Annotated in this window: 20 protein-coding genes and 1 tRNA gene; 12 read left to right on the forward strand and 9 right to left on the reverse strand. The window is 65.5% G+C overall.

The genetic code is table 11. The annotated features are described in order from the left end of the window. Window positions 1-158 precede the first annotated feature (158 nt). Both AC1DV8_RS10960 and AC1DV8_RS10965 read left to right on the forward strand, forming a co-directional pair. Window positions 159-470, forward strand: a complete 312-nt coding sequence (locus AC1DV8_RS10960; protein ID WP_477151168.1) for an integration host factor subunit alpha — start codon at window positions 159-161, stop codon at window positions 468-470. A 26-nt stretch (window positions 471-496) separates the two neighbouring features. Next, window positions 497-1,012: a MerR family transcriptional regulator gene (locus AC1DV8_RS10965; protein ID WP_477157490.1), complete on the forward strand. Its 516-nt coding sequence runs from the start codon at window positions 497-499 to the stop codon at window positions 1,010-1,012. Here AC1DV8_RS10965 and AC1DV8_RS10970 read toward each other — a convergent pair. Continuing rightward, window positions 1,009-1,272: a hypothetical protein gene (locus AC1DV8_RS10970; RefSeq protein ID WP_477157491.1), complete on the reverse strand. Its 264-nt coding sequence runs from the start codon at window positions 1,270-1,272 to the stop codon at window positions 1,009-1,011. The two genes, AC1DV8_RS10965 and AC1DV8_RS10970, sit on opposite strands and share 4 nt — an antisense overlap. Before the next feature lie 175 nt (window positions 1,273-1,447). Between AC1DV8_RS10970 and AC1DV8_RS10975 the strand changes: the two genes are divergently transcribed. Beyond that, window positions 1,448-1,843, forward strand: a complete 396-nt coding sequence (locus tag AC1DV8_RS10975; protein WP_477157492.1) for a response regulator — start codon at window positions 1,448-1,450, stop codon at window positions 1,841-1,843. 68 nt (window positions 1,844-1,911) lie between these two features. Here the strand turns inward: AC1DV8_RS10975 and AC1DV8_RS10980 are convergent, their stop codons facing one another. Then, the gene (locus tag AC1DV8_RS10980; RefSeq protein WP_477157493.1) at window positions 1,912-3,447 is read right to left on the reverse strand and encodes an MDR family MFS transporter; all 1,536 of its coding nucleotides are present in this window, start codon (window positions 3,445-3,447) and stop codon (window positions 1,912-1,914) included. A gap of 117 nt (window positions 3,448-3,564) precedes the next feature. On the opposite strand from AC1DV8_RS10980, the gene AC1DV8_RS10985 reads away from it, so the two are divergent. Both AC1DV8_RS10985 and ybaK read left to right on the forward strand, forming a co-directional pair. After that, window positions 3,565-4,215 (forward strand): MarR family winged helix-turn-helix transcriptional regulator, encoded by a 651-nt coding sequence (locus tag AC1DV8_RS10985; protein ID WP_477157494.1) that lies wholly within the window; start codon window positions 3,565-3,567, stop codon window positions 4,213-4,215. 134 nt (window positions 4,216-4,349) lie between these two features. Next, on the forward strand, window positions 4,350-4,823 hold the full coding sequence (gene ybaK, locus AC1DV8_RS10990) for a Cys-tRNA(Pro) deacylase (protein WP_477157495.1): 474 nt from the start codon (window positions 4,350-4,352) through the stop codon (window positions 4,821-4,823). Here ybaK and AC1DV8_RS10995 read toward each other — a convergent pair. Then, window positions 4,820-4,981 (reverse strand): Thivi_2564 family membrane protein, encoded by a 162-nt coding sequence (locus AC1DV8_RS10995; RefSeq protein WP_141728495.1) that lies wholly within the window; start codon window positions 4,979-4,981, stop codon window positions 4,820-4,822. The two genes, ybaK and AC1DV8_RS10995, sit on opposite strands and share 4 nt — an antisense overlap. Before the next feature lie 147 nt (window positions 4,982-5,128). Between AC1DV8_RS10995 and AC1DV8_RS11000 the strand changes: the two genes are divergently transcribed. The 4 genes from AC1DV8_RS11000 (at window position 5,129) to AC1DV8_RS11015 (ending at window position 7,721) form a co-directional block, all read left to right on the forward strand. Beyond that, entirely contained in the window at window positions 5,129-5,761 is a 633-nt protein-coding gene (locus AC1DV8_RS11000) for a cysteine hydrolase family protein (RefSeq protein WP_477157496.1), read from the forward strand. A gap of 74 nt (window positions 5,762-5,835) precedes the next feature. Continuing rightward, a tRNA-Pro gene (locus AC1DV8_RS11005) sits at window positions 5,836-5,912 on the forward strand. A gap of 30 nt (window positions 5,913-5,942) precedes the next feature. Continuing rightward, window positions 5,943-6,917, forward strand: a complete 975-nt coding sequence (locus tag AC1DV8_RS11010) for a phosphotransferase enzyme family protein (protein ID WP_477157497.1) — start codon at window positions 5,943-5,945, stop codon at window positions 6,915-6,917. Window positions 6,918-6,935: 18 nt separating this feature from the next. After that, window positions 6,936-7,721 carry a metallophosphoesterase family protein gene (locus AC1DV8_RS11015; RefSeq protein WP_477157498.1) on the forward strand — a complete coding sequence of 262 codons (786 nt, stop codon included), beginning with the start codon at window positions 6,936-6,938 and terminating at the stop codon, window positions 7,719-7,721. Here AC1DV8_RS11015 and AC1DV8_RS11020 read toward each other — a convergent pair. From AC1DV8_RS11020 to AC1DV8_RS11040, 5 genes are read right to left on the reverse strand one after another with little or no spacing between them, the layout of a single operon-like run. Further along, window positions 7,718-8,230, reverse strand: coding sequence for a cyclic nucleotide-binding domain-containing protein (locus AC1DV8_RS11020; RefSeq protein WP_477151158.1), 513 nt, complete (start codon window positions 8,228-8,230; stop codon window positions 7,718-7,720). The genes AC1DV8_RS11015 and AC1DV8_RS11020 overlap by 4 nt on opposite strands. Window positions 8,231-8,267: 37 nt before the next feature. Next, window positions 8,268-9,524, reverse strand: a complete 1,257-nt coding sequence (locus tag AC1DV8_RS11025) for an O-antigen ligase family protein (RefSeq protein ID WP_477157499.1) — start codon at window positions 9,522-9,524, stop codon at window positions 8,268-8,270. A gap of 1 nt (window position 9,525) precedes the next feature. Then, the gene (locus AC1DV8_RS11030; protein ID WP_477157500.1) at window positions 9,526-11,043 is read right to left on the reverse strand and encodes an undecaprenyl-phosphate glucose phosphotransferase; all 1,518 of its coding nucleotides are present in this window, start codon (window positions 11,041-11,043) and stop codon (window positions 9,526-9,528) included. A gap of 45 nt (window positions 11,044-11,088) precedes the next feature. After that, window positions 11,089-12,264, reverse strand: coding sequence for a glycosyltransferase family 4 protein (locus AC1DV8_RS11035; RefSeq protein ID WP_477157501.1), 1,176 nt, complete (start codon window positions 12,262-12,264; stop codon window positions 11,089-11,091). A gap of 36 nt (window positions 12,265-12,300) precedes the next feature. After that, window positions 12,301-12,855 (reverse strand): polysaccharide biosynthesis/export family protein, encoded by a 555-nt coding sequence (locus AC1DV8_RS11040; RefSeq protein WP_477151154.1) that lies wholly within the window; start codon window positions 12,853-12,855, stop codon window positions 12,301-12,303. 159 nt (window positions 12,856-13,014) lie between these two features. Here AC1DV8_RS11040 and AC1DV8_RS11045 point away from each other — a divergent pair, with 159 nt between their 5' ends. The 3 genes from AC1DV8_RS11045 to AC1DV8_RS11055 are packed head-to-tail and all read left to right on the forward strand — an operon-like array spanning window position 13,015 to window position 17,465. Beyond that, entirely contained in the window at window positions 13,015-15,087 is a 2,073-nt protein-coding gene (locus AC1DV8_RS11045) for a GumC family protein (RefSeq protein WP_477157502.1), read from the forward strand. Window positions 15,088-15,092: 5 nt separating this feature from the next. Further along, complete coding sequence (locus tag AC1DV8_RS11050) at window positions 15,093-16,127, forward strand: polysaccharide deacetylase family protein (protein WP_477157503.1); 1,035 nt, start codon at window positions 15,093-15,095, stop codon at window positions 16,125-16,127. 51 nt (window positions 16,128-16,178) lie between these two features. After that, complete coding sequence (locus AC1DV8_RS11055; RefSeq protein ID WP_477151151.1) at window positions 16,179-17,465, forward strand: UDP-N-acetylglucosamine 1-carboxyvinyltransferase; 1,287 nt, start codon at window positions 16,179-16,181, stop codon at window positions 17,463-17,465. A 291-nt stretch (window positions 17,466-17,756) separates the two neighbouring features. Here AC1DV8_RS11055 and AC1DV8_RS11060 read toward each other — a convergent pair whose 3' ends face one another. Continuing rightward, window positions 17,757-17,960: a DUF2842 domain-containing protein gene (locus AC1DV8_RS11060; RefSeq protein WP_477157504.1), complete on the reverse strand. Its 204-nt coding sequence runs from the start codon at window positions 17,958-17,960 to the stop codon at window positions 17,757-17,759. Between the last annotated feature and the right edge of the window lie 52 nt (window positions 17,961-18,012).

Raw genomic sequence — 18,012 nt, forward strand, 5'->3', positions numbered from 1 at the left:
TCGCCCGGCCAGTTGGAGCGGTTGCGAAGTGGTCACGCCTTTGATTGGTAAGCCAGATTGCCAGTCACGTTACAGCGCGTTAATCTTTGACAAAATCCGTGGGTGGGGGCGCCTGACGGGGACCTGAAATGCAGGTAGGCGAAACGGAGGGGCGGCATATGACACAGAAGACGGTCACGCGAGCGGATTTGGCCGAGGCGGTCTACGAAGCGGTGGGCTTGTCGCGAACGGAATCGGCCGAGTTGGTCGAGCGCGTACTCGACCTGATCGGCGACGCGCTGGTCGAGGGCGCCAACGTCAAGCTCTCCTCGTTCGGCTCGTTCCAGGTGCGCTCGAAGAATCAGCGCATCGGCCGCAATCCCAAGACCGGCGAGGAAGTGCCGATCCTGCCGCGACAGGTTCTGGTGTTCAAACCCAGCAACGTGTTGAAATCCAAGATCAACAAATCTATGGTCCGGTCTGGAAAATAAGACTCTTTCCGGGCGGGTGAGTCCTTTTGGACAAGTCTCCAGACGCGTTTAGAACCATCTCCGAGGCGGCCGACGAGCTCGACCTGCCGCAGCACGTGCTGCGCTTTTGGGAAACGCGCTTTTCCACCATCAAGCCGCTGAAGCGCGGCGGCGGCCGGCGCTACTACCGGCCCGAAGACGTATTGCTGCTCAAGGGCATACGGCACCTGCTCTACGACCAGGGGTTCACTATCAAGGGGGTGCAGCGCATCCTCAAGGACCAGGGCATCCGCTACGTCATCGGCATCGGCGAGGGCCGCCCGGTGGAAGCGCTGGAGCACCAGCCGGCCGATACCGAGCCAGACGAGGACTTTGCATCGGAATCAGCGGTGCTCGTCGAGGACGACATGACCGAGGTTGCGCCCACGCCCGCTCGCCTGAAGCTGCCAAGCTTCAAGCCAAAGCCGGCTGGGCTGACCGCTGCCGACCGCGACAAGCTGTCGGATGTGCTGCGCGAGTTGCTCGACTGCAAGCGCCTATTGGAGCGGGCTCGCGAGGGCTAGGCCCCGTGGCCGCTATCGTCTGCGCCCGCGCCGTTGCCATCAAGCACGCCGAACGACTGCGAAGAACCATTTCCGTTGGCGTTGACCGCCCCGTCGACAGCGAGTCCACGCCGCAGCAATTCGCGCACCGCCGCGGCCCGGCTGGGCATTCGGTTGGCGAAACGAAAATCATCGAGCGCACGCAGTTCATCTGCCTCCAGCATGATCTGGAGGCGCTCGCCGCGGATCAGGTCGTTACCTTTGTAGGTCTTTTCGGACATCGCAGATCATGAGGTTATGAGGTCACTTACTCACTCAACTCATTAGACGCCGAATGGTTGCATGCAGCGCGTACTCATTCGCCCCAATGCGCTGCAAGGTGGCAACGCGCTAACTCCCATTTTCCTCGATTTTACGGGGTCGACGGCGCAAGCATGATCGCGAAGGAGACCGCAAGTGCTGTCAAATCCGCAGGTGGAAGGCTTTGGAATCGGAACCGTGCTGATCGTCGAGGACGAAGCATTGGTGTCGGTGATGATGGAAGATTTCCTGCTCGATCTCGGTGCGTCGGAGGTGATCGTCTGCGGCACGCCGGATGAGGCCCGGTCGCGGATTGGCAACCGTTCGGTGCACTGCGCGATCCTCGACGTCAAAGTCGGTGGCGCCGACAGCTTCGAGCTCGCCGACGAGCTGACCCACCGGAACGTTCCGTTCTTCTTCGCGACGGCAACGGGGCCGGAGGCAATCGTCGAGCGTCACCGCCATCGGCCCATTCTTGCCAAGCCCTTCTCGAACGCCCAGCTGCTCGAATTCCTCCACGCCACGATCTCCGAGCCGCGGCCGACGATTTGACGCCAGGCGCGCAGGCGCGAATGACAAAGGGGCCGGATGGCCCCCTTGTTCGTTTCTCGTTCCGGCCGTTACGCCCGCTTCGGGATCTGCACGTCCTTGAGCAGGATGGTGAAGCCCATGGCCAGCACATAGAGCGCGGCGACCCACAGGAACATCACGTTGATGCCGGCGCCGTAGTGGCTCAGCACCACATCGCGCGCCGCCTCCGGCAGGCCCGAAGCGATGTGCGGGCTGAGGCCGGTGAGGCCGTCGGGCAGTTGCGCCGAGACATCGGCGGGCAGGGCGGCGTTCTGCTGGGTCAAGGCGAAGGTCATCACCGCGCCGTTGATCGCGAGACCGATCGACGCCCCGATGGTACGGGCCTGGGTGATCAGCCCGGTGGCCGCGCCGATATCGCTCAGCGGCGCCGCGGCCTGGATGGCAACCATCAGCACCTGGAACTGCAGGCCCATCGAAATGCCGAACACCGCCATCATCAGCGCCAGAATCCACAGCGGCGTGTGGGCGTCGATAAAGGTGAAGGCGACCATCAGGGCAGCGCCCACGGCCATTGCCGCGACCGGCATCCACTTGTAGCGCCCAGTCGAGGCGATCACCCGGCCGGCGACCATCGAGATCACCATCGAGGTGGCCGATGCCGGCAGGAACAGGAAGCCGACCTCGGCCGGCCCCAGACCGGTGAGTGTCTGGAAGTAGAGCGCGAAGTAGAAGAACATCCCCAGCGTCACCGAACCGGCGATCAGCGAAACGATGGTGACGATGCTGATGGTGTGGTTGCCGAACAGCCGAAGCGGCACGATCGGCTCCTCGGCGCGGCGCTCGACCATGATGAACCAGAGAGCGGCGCCGACGCCGATCACCGGCAGCGCGAACGTCAAGAGGTCCGGGCCGGTGGGATCGAGCACGTGATCGCCCCAGTAGACGATGGCGGTGGTGGCGATAGCCAGCAGCACGCCGCCGAGATAGTCGACCTTGTGCTTCTTCTCGGTGAATTTCGACTTCATGGCGAAGCCGATCAGCGCCAGCACCACGAGGCCGACCGGCAGGTTGACGAGGAACACCCAGCGCCAGCCGAAGATATCGGTGATGTAGCCGCCGGCGACCGGCCCGAGGATCGAGCTCAACGCGAACACGGCGGACGAATAGCCCTGGTACTTGGCGCGGTCGCGCGGCCCGAACAGTTCGCCGATCATGGCGAAAGCCGAGACCATCAGCCCGCCGCCGCCAATGCCCTGGAGGATGCGGGCAGCGATCAGCGATTCCATCGACCAGGCCATGCCGCAGACCGCTGAGCCGACAAGGAAGAGGACGATGGCGGTCATCACCACGTTCTTGCGACCGTACATGTCGCCGAGCTTGCCGTAGAAGGGCGACACCGCAGCGGTGGAGAGGAGGTAGGCCGAGCCGACCCAGCCGAAGAGGTGCAGGTTGCCCAGTTCGCCGGCAATGGTGGGCAGCGCGGTGACGACGATCTGCATGTCGAGGGTCGCCATGAACATCGCGATCAACGCGCCGAAATAGACGAGCAGCGTCGTGCGGTCGGGGCGCGCTGGCGCCTCGGCGACCGGCGCGGCGCCGGAAATGGGATTCGTATCAACGCTCATTTGGAAATCTCCGAAACTCGGATGGCTTATGTGCCTCCCTCACATATGTGTCAACAGCAAATATGTGCACACAGCATGTAATTGACGTGAGCACATGAATCTGCTAGGCGCGGTGGCATGAAAGACAATCATGACATGCCGCTGCCGGTGCTGGCCTGCACGACGATCGGCGATCAGGAACTGGTTGCCCTGGCGCGAAGCCGCGGGCTCAGCGAGGCGGCGGCCCAGGCCGTTGGCGCGATCGATGGCGTGATGGCTAGAATCCGCCGCAACATGATGCGCCGCGAGTTCGGCCGGATCGTGCTGGCGCAGATCGCGCCAGATCTGGAAGTAGCCCACATGGACGTCATCAGCGCCATCGGCCATCGGATCGAGGGCGACGCGGAAGAGGTGACCGTCGGGCTGATCGCCGAGCGGCTCGGCATCGATCCATCGCGCGCCAGCCGGGTATCCGCCGACGTCGTCGACCGCGGCTTCGCCCGCCGCGTCGCCTCGCAGCAGGATGCGCGCCGCATCTGCCTCGAGTTGACGCCCAAGGGCCGGCGCTTCGTCGATGCTATCCGGCAGAGCAAGATGGGGATGTTCACCAGCGCACTGGGGCAGTGGGACGAATCCGAGCTGATCGTGTTCGCCAACCTGCTCGATCGCTTCAGCAGTTGGGCCACTGATCCCAAGGGGCTCACGGAGCGGGCGGCAGAGGTCAAGGCGTTGCTGGAGGAGCCCGAGGCTGGGCCCAAGCCGAAGCGGCAGCCTGCCAGGATCACCTGATATCCGCTTCCGCCGGCGGGCTGCTCGGCGTACAGCCGGCCACGATGCCGACATCGGCAGGCGGGCTGTTGCTCTGGGCCCCGGGCGGGCCACGCAGTAGACGGCGCGGTTTCCGCGCCGTAACACTTGGTGCTATGTCCAAGACCACCGCGGCCACGCTGGCGCTCGACAAGGCCGGCATCGCCTTCACCCATTTCCCCTACGATTACGATCCCGATGCGCCGCGTATCGGCCTGCAGGCGGCCGAGGCGCTGAACAAGGCGCCAGAGCAGGTGTTCAAGACGCTGATGGCGGAGGTCGACGGCAAGCCGGTCTGCGTCGTGGTGCCATCCGACTGCGAGGTGAGCATGAAGAAGCTCGCCGCGGCGTTCGGCGGTAAGTCCGCCAACATGATGAAGCCGGCGGACGCCGAGCGTCTCACCGGCTTCAAGGTCGGCGGCATCAGCCCCTTTGGGCAGCGCAAGCGCGTGCCCACGGCCATCGATGAGACCGCCGAACTATTCGACGAGGTGCTGATCAATGGCGGCCAGCGCGGCCTCCTGGTCGGGCTGAGCCCAACTGATGCGGCGCGCGCGGCCGAAGCGAAGCTGGTCGACCTGGTGGCTTAGAATACCGCCAGGTACTTCAGCAGCGAAACAATGCCGATGATGATCACGACGATCTGGATGATCTGCTTCACCCGGGCATCGACCGGCAGGCGCTGAACCAGCCAGAGGATGAGGACGACCACCAGGAAGGTGATGAGGATTCCGATAAGGACGGACATCTGTAATCTCCGTGACGCCGCGGAAATGCAGGCCCTTTCACAACGCGCGAGACGGCAAATCGTGACAGGCGCTCGCGAAATTCCTCTCCAGTGGCTTTCTTGAGTGGGGGGAGGGGAACCGGTCGCGCCGCATCGAGTTGCTGGTCGATGACCTCCCCGGCAGACCTCGTCGCACCTTCCGGCATTCACTTCGGTCCGCTTGGCGATAACTGGGTGCACCTCTGTGTCGACATGCAGCGCATGTTCGCCGAGCAGACCGAATGGCACGCGCCGTGGATGGAGAAGGTGCTGCCGGAGGTTGTGCGGCTGGTGGAGATGGGCCCAGAACGTACGGTCTTCACCCGCTTCGTTCCGCCCAGGTCAGCGGATGAGGTCGGCGGCACCTGGCGCCGCTACTACCAGCGCTGGGCGATGATGACACGTGAGCGGCTCGATCCCGCGCTGATCGACCTGATCCCCGACCTCGGACGATTTGCGCCACCCGCGCGGGTGTTCGACAAGCCGATCTACAGCCCCTGGCTGGGCAGCCGGCTCCACGCCGAACTGCTGGCCGACGGTGTCGACACGGTGGTGGTATCGGGCGCCGAAACCGAAGTCTGCGTGATGGCGGCCGTCATCGGCGCCATCGATCTCGGCTACCGCGTGATCATCGCCACCGACGCGATTTGCTCGTCCGCCGATTCCACCCACGACGCCATGGCGCACATCTACGACAGCCGCTTCGGCATGCAGGTGGAGACGGCGGAGGTGGCGGAGATCGTGGAGGCGAGGGGGCGGTAGCCCCGCTTCGATCGCATTGCCGCAAAAATGCCTCTTGCCTCAAAAGGCTGGTTTCTGTAGGCCTCCGCACCAGTCGGGGTGTAGCGCAGCCTGGTAGCGCATTTGTCTGGGGGACAAAGGGTCGTCGGTTCAAATCCGGCCACTCCGACCATTTCTTCTAAAGGCCTCAGAGGATAGCGGATTGGATATTGCCCCCAGCGATCCGCTCCCGGAGGAACTGTCGCTCGTCGCCGGCAGCCTCGAGCGCTGGCCGGTCGCCGATGGCGGCGCGCCGGTTCTGATCAATCTCTCCGAGAATCACACGTTCCGCATCGACGGGCCCAACGGCGCGCGCCATGTGCTGCGGCTGCATCGGCCGCGCTATCAATCGAAGACCGCGATCGGCAGCGAGCTGGCCTGGCTCGAGGCAATCACCGACGACACCGAGATACCGGTGCCGCGGCCGATTCCCGGAGCCGACGGCGAGATCGTGCAGGAGGTGGCGCCCGATCGGTTTGCGGCACTGTTCGCGTTCGAGAACGGCAGCGAGCCGCAGCCGGATGCCGACCTCGTGCCGCTGTTCGCGACGCTGGGGCGGTACGCAGCGACGCTGCACAATCACATCGCCACCTGGCAGCAGCCCGAGAAGTTCGTGCGGCCGATCTGGGACGCGGTGGGGATCCTCGAGGCGTCGGGACTGTGGGGCGATTGGCGCAAGGCGCCGCATGTCGAGGGCGAGGTGCTGGCCGACCTGACGGAGCTCGACGCGGCGCTCAGGACCGATCTCAGAGCCTATGGCACCGATATCGATCGCTTCGGGCTGATCCATGCCGACATGCGGCTCGGCAACCTCCTCGTCGATGGCGAGCAGACGATCCTGCTGGATTTCGACGATTCCGGCTTCGGCTGGTTCCTCTACGACCTGGCCGCCAGCCTCTCGTTCATCGAGACCTCGCCGCAGGTGCCGGCGCTGATCCGGGCGTGGCTCGGCGCCTATATGGAAATCCGGCCGCTGAAGCCAGAAGACCTCAGGATGATCGATACGTTGATCCTGCTCAGGCGCATGGCGTTGCTGGCCTGGATCGGCTCGCATGCAGAAACCGACCTTGCCAAGGCCCATGTGGAGCGGTTTGCGCTGGACACCGCGACAATGGCGCGGAAGTATCTCGCTCGCTGACGACCGGGGGAGGGCGCCATGCGCATCCTCGCCGTCGCCGATCTACACTACAGCCTGCCGCAGTTCGACTGGCTCGTCTCGGTCGCCGATCGCTATGACTTACTGATCATCGCCGGAGATTTGCTGGACGGCAGTTCCTTCGTCACCACGAGCGCCCAGATGGTGGTGGTGCTGAAGTATCTCGAGCGGCTGCGGGCGCTGGCGCCGCTCGTCGTATGCTCGGGCAATCATGACCTCAACCACGCCTACTCGACCGGGGAACGCTATGCGCGCTGGGTGCCCTATGCGCGTGGGAGCGGCGCGCATGCCGACAACGAGACCTTCGCGATCGGCGAGGATACGGTCACCGTCTGCCCGTGGTGGGATGGGGATATCGCCAAGCACGCGATCGGCAGGCAGCTGGCGGAAGCGGCGACGACGCGTGGGCGGAACTGGTTCTGGGTCTATCATGCGCCTCCGGCCGAGGCGCCGGTGAGTTGGTCGGGGTCGCGGCACTATGGCGATGTCGAGCTGGCGGCTTGGATTGTGCAGTACCGGCCGCAACTGGTGTTCAGCGGGCATGTGCATGAGGCGCCGTTCGCGCGCGGCGGCTCGTGGGCGTCGCGCATCGGGGATACCTGGGTCTTCAACCCTGGCAAGCAGGTGGGCGATGTGCCGACGCATATCGTGGTCGACTCCGAACTGAAGCAGGCGGCCTGGTTCTCTTTCGAGGGCGCGGGAACGCTCGACTGGGGCAACGGTAGCGCGCCCGAAGAGATGACCGAGTGGCCGGCCTGGCTGCCACGGGCTCCGGTGGCTGCCTAGAGGCGGGGATCGGGCTTGCCGTCACCGGCAGGAGCAGCAGGCTGCGAGGGGAGCTGCTGGTTGACCAGGGCTTCGAGCACCTCGTCGACCATGCCGAGATGGTCGCTGCGATCGCTGAATTGGTGCTTGAGGTCGGCGAGATAGGTCGTGGCGTCGATCAGCCGGCTGGCGAGGATGCGGGCGACGTGGAAGACGATCTCCGGCCGCATCTGCAGGAAGCTCTCGGCATCCTCGATGCGGTGGACGGTGACGGGCTCGATGGCGCGCACGGTGGCGCTGTGTGGGCGGCCGAGGAGGGCGGAGATTTCACCGAACACGGCGCCCGGCTCGTCGACCAGCGAGACGCGGACGTCGCCGCGCAGCACTTCGACGGCGCCGTCGACGAGGATGTAGAGCACGCCGCTGCTGGGACCTTCGGCGATGAGGATATCGCCGGTGTCGTAGCGCACCTTGGCGAGGTCCGCCGTGGTGGTGAGGACCGCCTGCATCGAGCTGCTCTGAGGTTCCATGCTGCCCCCGCTGTCGCGCTAGGGAGCAATCATGCCCTCAGGGAACGGGCGCCGCCAAGCCAAATCGCTTCTCGACATGCCGGTAGGCGGCGGTGACGCCCCAGATCAGCCCCGCGACGAGGAAGAAGTGGCGCCAGTGGTCGAGGTCGATGATCGCGGCTTCGCCCGCCAGCGGCACGAACACCGACACCAACGGGATCAGCAGCAGGCGGTTGGGGCCGGGGCGGGCGATGTAGGTGGCGCTGCGCCAGATGGTGACGGCAATGAACAAGATGAAGACGAAGCCACCGCCCCAGCCATAGGCGTGCAACACGTTGACGTATGTGTTGTGCGGCTCTTCCTTGACGCGGAGGTTGCGGAACTCGAGCGGGCCGAGGCCGAGCGGGTGCTGCAGCGCCAGGTCGAAGGCGTAGCCCTGGCGGCCGAAGCGGCCGCTCTCGCCGGTGTCATAGTTCTGCGACTGGGTGCGGAGCTCGATGAACGAGCGGAACTGCGGGATCGACAGGACGCCGGCCGCCGCCACGACGAGCAGCAGCAGGCCGAGCAGCGCGATCATCAGCATGCGCACCTTCTGGCGCGCGTGGGCTTCGAGCACGAACACCAGCAGGTAGACGATGGCGCTGGAGATGACGATGTGGCCCCAGGCGGCTCGGGAGAAGCTGGCGAAGATGCCCACCAGCAGGACGGCGTAGGCGAGTGCAGCCCAGGCGGCACGCTTGGGCGTGCCGATCAGCACACGCTGCAGCGCATACATGGCGGGCAGGATCAGGAACGGGCCGAAGACGTTGGGATCGTTGAAGAATGCCTTGGCCCGATCGTAGCGGGTGAACAGGTCGTGGCCGATGCCGAGGTAGCCGAGCGTGCCGAGGATGGCAGAGAGCAGCGCCGTCGCGAGGTAGGCGCCGACGATCAGGCGCATGCGGGCCCGCGGCGCGTCGGCGACGTAGTTGGCCACCCAGTAGGAGGTGAAGAACAGGAAGATCGTGACGGTCTGGTAGATCAGCGCGTCCGGGATCGAGCTGAACCTGACCTGGAAGGCGGCGATGATGGCGAACGGGATGAAGCTCGCGAACAGCACCAGCAGGCCCAGGGTCGAGCGGCGCAGCGTGAAGCCGGCGAGCATCGAGACGCCGAGGACGAGCAGGAAGGCGAGTTCGTACGGCGACGGTTCGGTGATCACCATGCCGCCGGCGAAGATCCAGAGGACGACGAGGGCGTCGAGCAGGGTGGTGGCGCGGGTGCGGAGCCAGGTGGCGCCGAGGGCCGAAACGGTGTGGACGCCGGCGGCGCTCACCTCAGAACGCGTTCTTGCGCTGGGTGAACAGCGAGATCGGGGTCATCGCGACGATCTTCACGTCGAGCCAGAGCGACCAGTTTTCAATGTAGTAGAGGTCGTGGTTGACTCGCTGCATGATCTTGTCGACCGTGTCGGTCTCGCCGCGCCAGCCGTGGATCTGGGCCCAGCCGGTCATCCCCGGCTTCACCCGGTGACGGGCGAAATAGCCTTCGACCGCATCGTAGTAGAGCTGGTTGTCGGCCTTGGCCGAGAGCGCGTGCGGACGCGGTCCGACGATCGAAAGTTCACCCAGAAGGACGTTGAAAAGCTGCGGAAGTTCATCGATGGAGGTCTTCCTGATGAACTTGCCGACCTTGGTGACCCGCGGGTCGTCCTTGGTGACCAGTTTCGTGGCGTTGGCATCGAGCATGTCGGTGCGCATCGAGCGGAACTTCCACATGTCGATGAGCTGGTTGTTGAAGCCGTGGCGCTTCTGCCGGAAGAACACGGGGCCCTTGCTCTCGAGCTTGATGGCGATCGCGGTGGCGATCATCACCGGCGAGAGCAGGATCAGGGCGGTGATCGCGACAAGCTTGTCGAACAGCCACTTGAAGACGAGGTTCCAGTCCGAGATCGGCCGGTCGGCCATGTCGAAGACCGGCACGCCGCCGACATAGGAATAGGCCTTCGAGGTGAAGCGCAGCTTGCTCATGTGGGCCGAGAGCCGGATATCGACCGGCAGCACCCAGAGCTGCTTCAGCATGTCGAGCACGCGGTGCTCGGCGAACAGGGGCATCGAAACGATGACGAGGTCGACCCGGGTCTGCCGGGCGAACTCGATGAGCTCGGCGACGCGGCCGAGCTTGGCGAGGCTGGCGACGGATTCGGGCGAGCGGTCGTCGTTGCGGTCGTCGAACAGGCCGAGCAGGTCGATGTCGTCGCTGGCACCGGTCTGGATGGATTCGATCAACGCCTCGGCATCCTTGCCGCCGCCGACGATAACGGTACGACGCCTCAGCTTGCCCTGCCGGGTCCAGCGGGTGACCAGCTCGTGCACGAAGGTGCGCGAGACGACCAGCACCACGAGGCCGGCGGCCCAGAATGTCACGACCCAGTTGCGCGACAGGGCATGGCCGCTGTCATAGAGCAACACCAGCGCGCCAAGTACGGCGAAGGCGGCGGTCCAGGCGAGCGCTGTCTTCCAGATCTGCGTGAAGCCCAGGCGATAGGCGGCGACGCTATGCATCCGGGCGAGGCTGATGAACAGTTGCGCCACGGCGACGACGCCGAGCGTGGTGATGACGCTGAGCAGCGTGTCACCGCCATTGAGCCCGAACAGCGTGAAGCCGGTGACCGTCAGGACACCGATCTCCGCGACCTGCGTGACGCCCGTCACCACCGCCGCCGAATAGGTCGGCTCGATCGGCTGGTCGGCGATCGCTGCGGCGAGGTCGCCCAGTCGCGGGGGGCCGGCCTTGGCCTTGGGCGGGTGGGCGACGTGCTCGAGGACGGCTTCTTTGGGATCGAGATGGAACATGGTGGGGGCGGCTCTTTGACTGGGCTCTTGTGGTTCAGCCGGACTTTAGGAAGATACCGATGAAGACTCGGTGAAACCCGTAGTTCGCCTGGTGTCGAGGACTCGCCGGTACAGCGCCTCGATCTGATCGGCCATGTGGGCGATGGAGAAGCCGGCGCGGATATGGGCGAGGCGCATCTCGGCCTCCTGCGTGGCCGCCGCGGGGTCGTCGAGGGCAAACTGCATCGCCCGACGGAGGGCCGGCGTATCGGCCGCGGGGAGCAGGCTCGACGCGGTGGGTCCGAAGATTTCCCTGACCCCGCCGACGTCGGTGGCGATCACGGGCCGGCCGGCGGCCGCGGCCTCGAGGATGACGTAGGGCAGCGACTCGGCGAGCGACGGAACCACGGCGATGCGGCCGAGGTGCAGGGTCGGGCGGGCCGGCTTGACGCCGAGCAGGGTAACGCGGTCGGCGAGGCCGAGCCGGGCGATCTGGGCTTTGACCGCATCGAGATCCGGGCCGCCGCCGGCCATGACGAGAGTGGCGGGGCGGCCGCCCGGCGCGCGAACAGGCGCCAGCGCATCGAGCAGGTAGGCGATGCCCTTCACGGCGCGGAACTCGCCGATGAAGACGAAATCGGCGGCATCGGGACCCGGCGTGATCGGCTCGAACTCCGAGGGCATCAAGCCATTGTGGATGACCGGGGCGGGGCAGGTGGGCTGGGCGATTTGCGAGACGTAGGCGGCCTGCGCAAAGGCGCTCTCGAACACGATGGCGTCGGTGGCCCCGATCAGAGCCCGCTCGATCAGGCGGAAGGCGAGGCCCGCCGGTGAGTGCGGCTTGTAGTTCAGTACGCCACCATGTGGGGTGTAAAGCGAGACCCGCTGCCTGGCGCCGATCCGCGCCAGCCGCGCGTTGAGGCCGCCTTTGGCGCCGTGGCCATGCAGCACATCGATCTGCAGCGCATCGGCAAGCTGCCTGACCTTTAGCGGCGTCATGAGGTCAGCGGCGCCGAAGACGCGCGGAATGGGGAGCGAATGGATGCCCAGCGGCGCGAGCGGCCGGAGCCTGCCGAGCCGCTCCTCGGTGAGGGCGTCGGTGTGGAGGCTATCGGCGACGATGCCGATCTGGTGGCCGCGGGCCGCCAATTCGTGCGTCAGGTCGTAGACATGCCGGAACAGGCCACCGACCGGGGCGCGGAGAATCTGGAGGATGCGGAGCGGCGCGGAATTACGGAACATGGCACGCAGTTTTGCGTACCGGGGTTTCCGAACCCTTTAGAGCCAGCGCTCCGACACCACGATGGTATCTCCGGGGTAAATGGGGAAGTCGAGGTCGACCGTCCCCTTGGCCATCTGGTTGCCCTGCCGGCGGTAGACGATCGCCCTGCCGCGGTCGGCCGTATCGGAGAATCCACCGGCTGTGCTGATCGCGGCGCGAACCGTCATGCCGTAGACATAGGGAAACTGGCCGCCGTTCTTGATCGCGCCCTGGATGAAGAATGGACGGTAAGTCTCGATTTCGACTGCAACACTCGGCTCGCGGATATAACCCTCAGCAAGTGCGGCAGTGATCGAGGCGGCGGCAAGCTGGGTGGTCTTGCCGCGCACCTTCACCGGACCGACCAGCGGCAGCGCCACAGCGCCCGAGTCGTCGACCTGGTAGCTCTTGGAGAGCTCGGCCTCGCCATAGACGCTGACCCGGACGACGTCGCCGGTATCGAGCGCGTAAGGGCCTTTCACGTCGACCAGGTAGGTCGAGGGACGGCCGTTCATGGCGCAGGCCGCGAGCGGCACGAGCAGCAAAATGAGGAGGAAACGCAGCCAGCGCATGGCCATCCCTGGAAACCCTGATCAGGGTGCCAGTGTCGGGGCGCTATGGTTAACATTCTGCTTAGAAAATCACGCAGCGGCTCTCACATTGCGAGGCCGCTTAACCGAATGCTTACCACGATGGGCCCATAGCTCGGGTGTAACAGTGAGGGCGGGCGAGTGAGTTCGGATTTCGAGCGCGCCGAAGATATGCGGATGGACGTGGGGGCACTCGTTGCTGCCGTGCTGTCGCGCGGGCTGCGGATCGTGCTCGTCACGGCTCTGCTGCTGGTGGCGACCGCCGCGGTCCTGCTGTTCATGCCCAAGACCTACGAATCCTCGGCGAGCCTCCTGGTCGAGGCGCGCGACAATATCTACACGCGCGCCGCCATGGAGGCGCCGACGAGCGGCAGTTCGGTGAACACCGAAGCGCTGATGTCGAGCCAGATCGAGCTGATCAAATCGCGCGACCTGCTGCTCGAGGTGGTCGATTCGCAGAACCTGCGTTCGGTGCCGGAGTTCTCCAATGCCGGCTTCTCGCCGATCGGCTTCGTCATGCGGCTGATCGGCCGTGTGCCTGAAGCGCGTAGCGTCGACGAGACGGTGCTCGGCAACCTGGCGGACCGGATGACAGTGATCCGCGAGCGCGACTCGGCCGTCATTTCGATCTTCGTGCGCTCGACCGACGCGGAACTGGCGGCTCGCGTCGCCAACGCCATCGCGGCAGCGCATGTGAAGCGCCGCGGGGCCCAATCGCTGACCGATACCGCGGATGCCACGGTGTGGCTGCAGGAAGAGATCGACAAGCTGCGTCCCAAGGTGAGCGCGGCGGAAACCGCGGTGGCCAATTACAAGGTCGACAACGACCTGTTCGTCGGGGCCAACAGTGTGCCGGTGACAGACCAGCAGCTGACCGTTGTCAGCACGCAGATCGCCGAAGCGCAGCAGCGCAAGAACGATGCCGAGGCGCGGGCACAGGTGATCCGCGGGCTGCTGGCGTCCGGGCAGTCGCTCGACGGCGTCAACGACGTCCGCAACTCGGTGGTGATCCAGAGCCTGTTGCAGACCAAGGCGAACCTGCAGGCAGATCTCGCGCAGAAGTCGACGACGCTGCTCGCCAACCACCCGACGATCAAGGCGCTGAAGGCGCAGATCGGCGAACTCGGCAAGCAGATCGTCGCCGAGGCCGATCGCGTGGCGGATTCGCTCGTTGCCGAGGCGAAGGTCGAGGCCGACCTCGAGCAGCGGCTGCGCGATGACCTGACCCGCGCCAAGCTCACGGCCGGCGACGCCACCAAGGGCAACGTGACGCTCGATAGCCTCGAGCGCGAAGCCAAGGCGCAGCGTGACCTGTTGGAAAACTACCTGGCGAAATACTCCGATGCCGTGTCGCGCACCGCGTCCAACTCGGCGCTACCCGATGTCCGCATCGTCAGCGAGGCCGCCCCGTCAGCAGAGCCGGCTTCGCCGAAGATCCCGCTGATCCTCGGTGCCGTCGGCTTCGTGGCGCTGGCGTTGCAGATCGGGGCGGTCCTGTTCGGCGAGCTGATGTCCGGACGTGCGCTGGTCGAGCGGGAGACGGTGGTGGTCTCGGAAGAGGAAGCGCTGCCCGAGGATGCCGAGGCGGTGGCTGTGGCCGACGCGATCGCCGACGAGCCGGGGGTCGCCGGGCAAGCGAGCCCTGCGGCCGCCTCCCGGCCTCCACTGGCTGATGACCTGACGCAACTGTCGGCCGCAGTCAGCTCGCATCAATTGCGTACGGTGCTGCTCGCGAGGCTCGACGATGGGCCTGAGGCCGTTATCGTGATCGACCGGTTGCTGGAGGACGCGCTGATGAGCGACCTGAGCGCCGTTGTCGTGGACGCCGGCAGCGGCGAAGCCGGCACCGCACTTGGCCTGACCGACCTCGCGGCGGAGCGGGCCGACTATGGCGACGTCATGCAGCGCGCCGGCGAGAATCTCGCGGAAGTGCCCTGGGGCCGGCTGTCGACGCTGGATCGCCGGTCGTCGCGGCCATTGACCCTGATCGAGGCGCTTGCCGACATCTATCACGTGGTGATCGTCGACACCGGGCGCGTTGGCGTGGCTTCGGGCCTGCCACTGTTCAGCGGAGCGCGCGCCACTGTGGTGCTGGTGGCAAGCGAGGCAAGCGGCCCGGTGGCGGTGTCTGCGGCACGGCGCGATATCGTGGCGCTCGGTTTCGAGGTTGGTCGCGTGGTGAGTCTCCCTGCCGTCAGGGCCGACGTGGCGTAAGCCCGATGGCCGAGTTCAAGTACAGGCTGATCGGCGCCGCCTTCGAGCTGTTGTGGGCGAGCCAGCTGACGCGCCTGATCCGCAGCCGCTCCAAATCGCGCGGTGTCATCTTTACCCTCCATCGAGTGCTGCCCGACGACCCAGCGGATTTCTCGCCCAACGCCATCCTGCAGGTGAAGCCGGACTTCCTCGAGTTCACCATCGGGCGGGTGCGCGAACTCGGCTTCGACATCGTCGACATGGACGAGGCGGCGCGCCGCATCGAGGCGGACGAGCCGGCAAAGCCCTTCGTGGTCTTCACCTTCGACGACGCCTACCGCGACAATCTGAGATACGCGTTGCCGATCCTGCGGCGCCAGCAGTGCCCGTTCACCCTCTATGTGCCGACGGCGCTGGTCGATGGGGTCGGCGAGGTGTGGTGGCAGGCGCTCGAGGATATCGTCGCAGGGCAGAATGCGCTGGCCGTGACCTATGCCGGCGACACCGAGTATTTCGTCACCGCGAGCCTTGAGGAAAAGCAGCGGGCCTTCGACAGCCTCTATCGGCGCATGCGCACCATGCCCGAAGCCGACCGCGTCAAGCTGATCCGCGACCTCGCCCGGCAGTACAATTTCGACCTGGCGCAGCATTGCCGCGAGCTGATCATGGATTGGTCCGAGCTGCGGAACTTCGCCGCCGAGCCGCTCTGCACTATCGGCGCGCACACGGTGCACCACTATGAGCTGGCAAAGCTCAGTCCGGCCGACGCGCGCAACGAGATCGAGCAATCGGTCCGCATCCTGAAGGCGCAGTTCGGCAAGACGCCGCTGCATCTCAGCTACCCGATTGGCGGGAGTGCCTCGGCCGGGCCGCGGGAGTATACCCTGGCTCGCGAACTGGGGTTGCGCACGGCGGTGACGACGCGGCCGGGCGGACTTTATGCCGGCCATCGGCATAGCCTCCACTCGCTGCCGCGGGTGTCACTCAACGGGCAGTTCCAGTCGCGGCGCTATGTCGATGTCTTCGCCACCCCGGCGGTGTTCTCAATGCTGCCGGGTTGATCGGTTCTATCCCTCGCCTTCTCTTTCGACTGATTCACTTTCGGAGCTTTCATGGCAGACCTCATCGTCGACGGCGCGCACCCGGTTTCGGGCACCATCCGTCCGTCCGGCAACAAGAACGCGGTGCTCCCCATGCTCTGCGCCACCTTGCTGACCGACGAGGAAGTGACGCTGAGCAACGTCCCCGAGATCAGCGATATCGACAAGCTGGTCGAGTATTTCCGCACCAAGGGCTCTCGTGTAGAGCGCAGCCTCGAGGCGCGGACGCTGACCATCCAGCACGACTTCAAGGCCTTCGCGACGAGCGACGCCGAGCTGCCGGTGGGCATCCGCGCCGCCGTGCTGCTGCTGGCGCCGGTGCTGCTGCGCAGCGACCACCTGATTTTCGACACCGAGGCCAAGGGCTGCGCACTCGGCGTACGTGAGATCGACCCGCATCTCGAGATCCTCGAGCGCTTCGGTGGCACTATCGCCGGCACGCATCCGTTCCGTGTCGAACGGCGCAACGAGATCCGCGGCACAGATATGTGGCCCGACTACGCGTCGGTAACCGCCACCGAGACCTTCGTCATGATCGCGGCGCTCGCCAAGGGCACCTCCACCATGAACAACGCGGCGTCGGAGCCGCATGTGCAGGCGCTGTGCGACATGCTGGCGGCGATGGGCGCCGATATTGACGGCATCGGCACCTCGCGGCTGACCGTGCGCGGTGTGGGCAAGCTGTCGGGCACGACGGCACGGGTTCCCGATGACCACCACGAAGTGGCGACCTTCCTCGCCATCGGCGCGGTTACCGGTGGCCGGCTGACGGTCGAGACCGACATGGGCCCGCAGCTGACGCTGATCCTCCGCCAGTTCGGCAAGCTCGGGCTGGAGTTCGAGGTGGGCGAGGGGAAGGTCACTGCGACCGGCTGGACCCGCAAGGTGACCGAGCCCTACACCGCCGAGATGCTGCCCAAGATCGAGGCGGCACCCTGGCCGTATTTCCCGGCGGACCTCCTGCCGCATGCCATCGGCATCTCGGTCGGTTGCACCGGCGACATCATGTTCTGGAACAAGGTCTATGAGGGGGCGCTGGGCTGGAGCGCGGAGCTGCTGAAATTCGGCGCCCGGGTGCACCTGTCCGACCCGCACCGGCTCGTTGTCTTCGGCGGCAATCCGCTGCGGCCGGCGACGGTCGAGGCGCCGTACATCATCCGGGTGGTGGTGGCGCTGCTCCTGGCGGCGATCCAGATCCCCGGCGAGTCGCGCATCAAGAACGCTGACCCGATCCGGCGGGCCTATCCGCACTTCGTCGAAAAGCTCAGCGCTCTCGGCGCCAAGGTGCGCTGGGAGTAAGCGAGGCGCTACCGACCCCTGGAGTATATCGTTGGAGACGGAACGTGGGATTTCTGTTCGGCCTGATGACGATAGTGCTTGTATCTAGATGGATATGGGGTCTGGTGGTCTATTTCACCCGCCGGGACGAGTACAAAGACATCATCAAGACCGGAATGTACCATGGCGAGGAGGGTGGATCCAAAGAGGTTAGCGTAGAGAACCAACTGTTCTTTTCGTATCCCCTTGGAATCCTAATTGCCGGTTTGTTGACCTACGGAGCGTTCTTCGGTCACGGGTGACGAGCCATGGTCAATCCGGCTTGGCCATCCAGCGGATGATCCAGGTCGCGGGGAAGAACCAGCCCATGCCCATTACGGCGAAGAAGCCGATGAGCAGCCACCATACGGCGGCGCCGAGGAGGCTCATGTAGATCCACATGCCGAGCACCGACCAGACGAGCAGCGAAAGCAGGATCAGGATGGTGCCGAGGAGCTTGCGGGTGGACTGGGTCATGGCTTTCCTGGGTCGGGATGCGGCATCGCGGCCATTGTCAGACGGCCGCCGC

This window comes from Devosia sp. P3_B2 (genome assembly GCF_056402875.1).